General features: G+C 34.4%; 2 protein-coding genes and 1 tRNA gene. 1 reads left to right on the top strand and 2 read right to left on the bottom strand.

All coding sequences use genetic code 11. From position 1 onward, the window contains the following. Positions 1–591: 591 nt before the first annotated feature. A complete protein-coding gene (locus P8M54_RS12445; protein ID WP_300288233.1) occupies positions 592–1,290 on the bottom strand; it encodes a pseudouridine synthase in 699 nt (232 codons plus the stop codon). Positions 1,291–1,611: 321 nt separating this feature from the next. On the opposite strand from P8M54_RS12445, the gene P8M54_RS12440 reads away from it, so the two are divergent. Then, entirely contained in the window at positions 1,612–3,624 is a 2,013-nt protein-coding gene (locus P8M54_RS12440; RefSeq protein ID WP_300288232.1) for a M13 family metallopeptidase, read from the top strand. 155 nt (positions 3,625–3,779) lie between these two features. Here P8M54_RS12440 and P8M54_RS12435 read toward each other — a convergent pair. Then, positions 3,780–3,852, bottom strand: a tRNA-Met gene (locus P8M54_RS12435). Between the last annotated feature and the right edge of the window lie 39 nt (positions 3,853–3,891).

Raw genomic sequence — 3,891 nt, 5'->3', positions numbered from 1 at the left:
TGAACTGTATCTAGAGTTAATCCTAAGGAAAGTTCTTTTACTGCATCTTCAAAAAACATACAATCGTCCTGATCGTCATCAGCCAATAGAATTTTAATGTTAACTGACTTCATCATATCAAGTTTATATTTTAGTCAAAAGTATCTAATATAGTGACAAATACCTAACGTTAACCAATGTTTATGTTGATTGCACTTACTTTACTTTCAAAATAGGAATTGATTTGATCGGTTAAAATCGCGCGTAACTTATACTACTGCGGTACTATTAGTACGTTTTTGAACGTTTAATAATTTAAATTACGGAAAATAAAAAAGACCTTAATAGGTATAACAAGATTTGATTTTGACATTATAAGCGCAGCTTTGCTAATTTTTTAAAACTGTTCTATCAGTTGTTACATTCTTTTTTTATGAGAAAAAAACAATCCCTTTTATGGATAAAAGTATATTTAGTGAGAATTTATTTAATCCATTTAGTAATATGCCAACTAAGTGCAATAGGGGAATTGCGAATTGTACAACTGAATACGCTTAGCTGCTTATGTGACATTTTTCGTACGAAATTGTTTTTTTATATCGCGATTAAGTTTTAATGGTAGTCGCTTAAATCTAGATTAAGAATAGTTCCGACTTTATAGAACTCCTCATTTATCTTTGCATTCAGAATTAGTTTTTCGTTAGATACCGGATGGTTAAAGATTAATTGATGTGCGTGAAGCATCATTCCTTTTAGTTCATAGTTCTCTAGCCACAATTTGTTTTGTTTGTTACAGCCATGAGGACGACTTCCTAATATTGGATGGAAAATATGTTTGAAATGTTTGCGTAATTGGTGCATACGTCCCGTTTCAGGAATCGCTTCTACTAGACAATATCTTGAAGTTGGTTTATTATTAAATGCTAAATCAATTTCTGTGGTTTGTAAGCGTTGAAAGTACGTTATTGCATTTTGTTTGATGTCATCATCATTAGTTAAATCATAATCAATGGTCGATTCTGGAAGAGTCCAACCACGTAAAATGGCTAAGTATTTTTTTTCGACTTCCCGTAAAGCAAATCGATCATTCATGATTTTCAGGGTCGACTTGTCTAAGGCAAATAATAAAACTCCCGATGTTTTTCGGTCTAATCGATGAATAGGGTACACATGTTGTCCTCCTATTTGATTGCGTAGCTCTTGTATAGCGTACACTTTTGCATCACGGGCATAAAAAGATTTGTGTACTAATAAACCGCTTGGCTTATTAATAGCAACTATATATTCATCTTGATAAAGAATTTCTAACATCCCACAAAAATACTAGACATTTCCTTTTAATTCAGTTTTAAAGCTTTTAATTTTCAAGCCTTACACAATTGATAATTGATTGCCTCTTTAAGTAAGTTTTGAATTTTATTTTGAATTGATGTTGAAAGAAATTTCGATTGGCATAATGAATTGTGCCATCCAAATTCCTAAAAGGGTGATTCGTAAGTATTTTTACAAAAAAGACTCGATTTAAAACCGAATTTGTATCTTGTTCTGCTAAAATTAAATAGGTCAGACTACTACTTTCTGGAAATTTAGACAATCGCTTTTCAGTTCCTTTTAATAGAAATAATCTAAAACATGAAAAAATCACTACTGCTATTCACCGCATTTCTGGCCTTGTCGGCCTGCTCCAAACATCAAGAGAAAAAAACTACGCCTATAACCGGAATAGATTCTACAATTGTTCCAGGTAATGATTTTTTTAAGTTTGTCAATGGTAAATGGTATGATTCTGTTCCAATCCCAGCATCTCAGTCGGGAGTTGGTGCCTATATGTTTATGAACTATCCGCAACGAATGCGATTGCAAGGAATTTTAGACAGTATTTTGCATTATAAAAATCCAGCAGGAAGTATAGCTGAAAAGGTTGGTGACTTTTATGCATCGGGCATGGATACCATTACCATTGAAAAACGGGGTTTTGCACCTATCAAACCTTTACTTGCTAAAATTGATGCCATTACTGATTTGCCATCACTACTAAATTTTGTCGCTAGTGAAATGAAAGTTGACAATGCATCTATTATAGGTTTTGGAATATCATCTGATGAAAAAAACAGCAGTATGAATATTGCTCAATTGTATCAAACAGGTTTAGGCTTGCCTAATCGCGATTATTATTTTAAATCAGATGCATCAACACTACAGATTCAACAAGCCTATAAAAAGTATCTTACTTCATTATTTGAACAAACAGGCAATAATCCTCAAGTGGCTAAACTAAATGCAGATCTAGTTTTTAATATCGACAAACAACTTGCTAAGTCACATAAAACTAAAGTTGAACTTCGAGACGTACAAGCTAATTATAATAAAATTGCTGTCTCTGACCTTGTAAAAAGGCATCCCAACTTAAACTGGACTGGTTTTTTAAATAATTTAGGAGCAAAAACCGATTCTATAAATGTGGGGCAACCTGCTTATTATGATGCCCTTAATAAATTAGTCAAGTCAATTCCTATCGCTGATTGGAAAATTTATTTGAAAGCAAATTCTATAGAACGATATGCAGACGATTTGAGTAAGCCTTTCGTAGATGCTTCGTTTGAGTACACTAAGGTGCTCTCTGGTCAAGCGGTACAAAAAACACGTGGTGAAAAAATGGCCAGTGTTCTTGATAATTATCTAGGCGAAGCACTTGGCGAGTTGTATGTAAAAAAGTATTTCTCAGAAGAGGCTAAGAAACGAATGTTGACTTTGGTTAACAATCTACAAAAGGCCTATGCTAAGCGAATAGACAATCTAGAATGGATGAGTCCAACGACCAAAAAAAAGGCCAAAGAAAAGCTTTTTGCCATCACTAAAAAAATTGGATATCCTGATAAATGGAGAGACTATAGCACTGTGACTGTTGCAAGAAATACCTATTTCGAAAATAAGGTTTCTGCCGCGACTGCTGCTTATCAATTTCAGTTAGCTAAGTTGGGAAAACCAGTTGATAAATCAGAATGGTATACAACAACTCCAACAGTGACGGCTTATAACAACCCAACAGCAAACGAAATTGTTTTTCCAGCGGGTATTTTACAACCGCCGTATTTTGATAATAATGCTGATGATGCATTGAATTACGGTGGAATAGGAATGGTTATTGGTCATGAAATAACACATACGTTTGATGACCAAGGTGCACAATATGACAAAAATGGTAACCTAAAAAACTGGTGGACAAAAGAGGATTATGCGCAGTTTAAAGCGAGGATACAGCAAGTTACTAATTTGTATAGTACGTTTACAGTTTTAGGAGATTTACCCATAAATGGAGCATTAACAGTAGGAGAGAATACAGCTGATATTGCTGGAATTGCTGTTGCATACGATGCGTTCAAAATGACAGAAGAAGGAAAAGGGAACGTGAAAATTGACGGTTTCACACCAGACCAACGCTTCTTTATTTCTTTAGCTAAAATATGGAGAGTAAAAATGAAAGACGAATACCTTCGCTTGTGGATAAACAATAACCCACACTCACCGCCAAACTGGCGTGTTAATGGCCCACTTATGAATACAACGCCTTTTTACGATGCTTTTAATGTAAAAGAAGGAGACAAAATGTTTTTACCTAAAAAAGACAGAATAACAATTTGGTAAGTTGCAATCATGATTTTACTTAAATAAAAACTGCGCAAATGTATTTAGATACGTTGCGCAGTTTTTGCTTTATAGAAATTGTAAGCTTTTAAGAATTTATTGATTTAGAATTGAAGCATAAAAAAAGCCTCACATCCCTGTGAAGCTTTTTCTAGTAGCGGGACCAGGACTCGAACCTGTGACCTTCGTGTTATGAGCCCGACGAGCTGCCTACTGCTCTATCCCGCGATGTGCGTTTTGGAATCTCAATAAGGCTAATTAGAAGCG

It is taken from the genome of Flavobacterium sp. (genome assembly GCF_029242675.1).
Lineage (GTDB): Bacteria > Bacteroidota > Bacteroidia > Flavobacteriales > Flavobacteriaceae > Flavobacterium.
The sequence above is the reverse complement of the archived record's forward strand: the minus strand, read 5'-3'. Positions and strand labels throughout refer to the sequence as shown.